Here is a 2908-nt window from a genome sequence, read left to right on the forward strand (position 1 = left end):
TTGGGGGAGATCAGCCTGTTATCCCCAGAGTACCTTTTATCCTTTGAGCGACGGCCCTTCCATACGGTACCGCCGGATCACTATACCCGTGTTTCCACCCTGCTCGGCTTGTCGGCCTCGCAGTCAAGCTCCCTTATGCTATTGCACTCCACGCACGGTTACCAAGCGTGCTGAGGGAACCTTTGGAAGCCTCCGTTACTCTTTTGGAGGCGACCACCCCAGTCAAACTACCCACCAAACAATGTCTCCCTATTACAGGGATTAGACACCAAGCAAACAAAGGGCCGTATTTCAACAGTGGCTCCAAAACGCCTGGCGACGCCCCTTCATAGCCTCCGGCCTATCCTACACATCGTTTACCCAATGCCAATGTTAAGCTGCAGTAAAGGTTCATGGGGTCTTTCCGTCCCGTTGCGGGTACGCGGCATCTTCACCGCGACTACAATTTCACCGAGCTCATGGCCGAGACAGTGCCCAGATCGTTACACCATTCGTGCAGGTCGGAACTTACCCGACAAGGAATTTCGCTACCTTAGGACCGTTATAGTTACGGCCGCCGTTTACCGGGGCTTCAGTTCAGCGCTTCTCTTACGATAACGCCCCCCCTTAACCTTCCGGCACCGGGCAGGTGTCAGGCCTTATACTTTGTGTCGCCACTTCGCAAAGCCATGTGTTTTTGATAAACAGTCGCCTGGGCCTTTTCACTGCGGCCTCTCATCTTGAGATGAGTAGGCGCCCCTTCTCCCGAAGTTACAGGGCCATTTTGCCGAGTTCCTTAGCCATGATTCACTCGAGCACCTCAGGATTCTCTCCTTGACCACCTGTGTCGGTTTGCGGTACGGGCAAACATACGCTTAACGCTAGAAGATTTTCTTGGAAGTTATTAGGTCCGCTATCCGCGCTCCCGAAGGATTGCGGTACTATCAGGTTCGGCTAGAAGTGCGCATTTGACTACACATCCAATACCTACACCCTTCAACCCGGTATTCCGTCACCGGGCGGAACTTTCATCACTCCGTCCCTCCATTGCCTGTATGTCCGGTACGGGAATATTAACCCGTTGTCCATCGACTACCCCCTTCGGGTTCGCCTTAGGTCCCGACTGACCCTGATCCGATTAGCGTTGATCAGGAAACCTTGGTCTATCGGTGGGCGGGTTTCTCGCCCGCCTTATCGTTACTTATGCCTACATTTGCTTTTCCAATATCTCCAGCACACCTGACGGTGTACCTTCTCTGTCATTGGAATGCTCCCCTACCATTGCATTGATGCAATCCTACGCTTCGGTAATGTGCTTGATGCCCGATTATCATCGACGCCCTGTCGCTCGACCAGTGAGCTGTTACGCACTCTTTAAAGGAATAGCTGCTTCCAAGCTAACCTCCTGGCTGTCTCTGCAACTGGACCACCTTTGTTCAACTTAGCACATATTTGGGGACCTTAGCGGTAGGTCTGGGTTCTTTCCCTCTCGGACTGGGACCTTAGCACCCCAGCCCTCACTGCCAGTACAATATCACGGCATTCGGAGTTCGTCAGGATTTGGTAGGATGTGACTCCCCCTAGTCCTATCGGTAGCTCTACCTCCGTGATACTTTCCCTGACGCTGTTCCTAAAAACATTTCGGGGAGTACGAGCTATTTCTCAGTTTGATTGGCCTTTCACCCCTACCCACAGATCATCCGGAAACTTTTCAACGTTTATCGGTTCGGTCCTCCACTCCGTTTTACCGGAGCTTCAACCTGTCCATGGGTAGATCACTAAGTTTCGCGTCTACCCCCACTGACTATGGCGCCCTGTTCAGACTCGCTTTCGCTCCGGATCCGTGGCTTAACCACTTACCCTCGCCAGTGAGGAGTAACTCGTAGGCTCATTATGCAAAAGGCACGCCGTCACACCACTAAGGTGCTCCGACCGCTTGTAAGCGCACGGTTTCAGGTTCTATTTCACCCCGTTATTCACGGTACTTTTCACCTTTCCCTCACGGTACTTGTTCACTATCGGTCTCTCAGGAGTATTTAGCCTTACCGGATGGTGCCGGCAAATTCAACCGGGATTTCTCCTGTCCCGGCCTACTCAGGATACCCGCCTACATACAAAACTTACCGGTACGGGACTCTCACCCTCTACGGTATGCCTTCCCAGGCAATTCCCGTTCGTTGTATATGTATTGTGCAGGTCCTATTACCCCGTACATGCCGTAACATGTACGGTTTGGGCTGTTCCGCGTTCGCTCGCCACTACTGACGGAATCACTGTTGTTTTCTCCTCCTATGGGTACTTAGATGTTTCAGTTCCCCACGTTCGCTTCTCTTTCGAGATGGCTATTAATAGCCGGGTTGCCCCATTCGGACATCTGCGGATCAATTCGCCTGTGCCGATCCCCGCAGCTTTTCGCAGCTTGGCACGTCCTTCTTCGCCTCTGAGAGCCTAGGCATCCCCCGTGCGCCCTTATTCACTTACTCTTGTTACTCTGTTGTATTATCTTGCCAATATGTCAATGAACTTTTCTGCAGCGTAATCTTACGCTGCTTCGTGACTTAATATTTATTCAATACTAAATCATTTAAATGTGGAGAATATCGGAGTCGAACCGATGACCTCCTGCTTGCAAAGCAGGCGCTCTAGCCAACTGAGCTAATCCCCCAAAATTTCTGTTTTCAGCTTAAGTCTTTTCTTAAGTATTGTGGGCCTGCGTGGACTCGAACCACGGACCTCTACATTATCAGTGTAGCGCTCTAACCACCTGAGCTACAGGCCCAACTATATTAAAATAAAGTACGTAAGACGATCATCCTATACTCGTCGGTTCCAGAAAGGAGGTGTTCCAGCCGCACCTTCCGGTACGGCTACCTTGTTACGACTTAGCCCCAGTTACCGGTTCTACCCTAAACAGCTCCTTAACGGTTAC

General features: G+C 51.4%; 2 tRNA genes and 2 rRNA genes. All 4 read right to left on the reverse strand.

The window, feature by feature from the left end:
* Positions 1-2462 (reverse strand): 23S ribosomal RNA (locus tag H7U17_RS20505); the annotation flags it as partial.
* 108 nt (positions 2463-2570) lie between these two features.
* Positions 2571-2644, reverse strand: a tRNA-Ala gene (locus H7U17_RS20510).
* 40 nt (positions 2645-2684) lie between these two features.
* Positions 2685-2758: transfer RNA gene (locus tag H7U17_RS20515), tRNA-Ile, on the reverse strand.
* A gap of 54 nt (positions 2759-2812) precedes the next feature.
* A 16S ribosomal RNA gene (locus H7U17_RS20520) occupies positions 2813-2908 on the reverse strand; the annotation flags it as partial.

This window comes from Echinicola salinicaeni (genome assembly GCF_014280965.1).
Lineage (GTDB): Bacteria > Bacteroidota > Bacteroidia > Cytophagales > Cyclobacteriaceae > Echinicola > Echinicola salinicaeni.